General features: G+C 49.1%; 1 protein-coding gene. It reads right to left on the minus strand.

What is annotated here, in order from left to right; genetic code table 11:
• Positions 1-18: 18 nt before the first annotated feature.
• Positions 19-289 (minus strand): hypothetical protein (locus S1OALGB6SA_RS10465; protein ID WP_230204310.1); only part of this gene is annotated, 271 nt, incomplete at its 5' end.

Raw genomic sequence — 289 nt, forward strand, 5'->3', positions numbered from 1 at the left:
CCATCCTTGGCCATGAGGCTAAACAGGACACCGTCTTATTCTCAAGTAGGTATCTTCACCTGCTAAAAATATTGGGGTGTTCTGTTCATCTGGCTTTAGGGGTAGTCCCCAAGATGAGATGGGCACGTTAGTCGCTTCAACCTTAAGACCCCGAGGGCCGAGGCACGGACAGTGCGGCGGCCCGTATCTTGGGCGTTGGAATAGCTTCTCCCTTCTATTCGCTTCAGGTACAGCATTCCTTGATGAACACTCATTTTCGTGGAGTATCGCATCGAATAAAACCTTAAAA

The sequence above is a fragment of the Olavius algarvensis spirochete endosymbiont genome, assembly GCA_900608495.1.
GTDB lineage: Bacteria > Spirochaetota > Spirochaetia > DSM-2461 > DSM-2461 > UBA2779.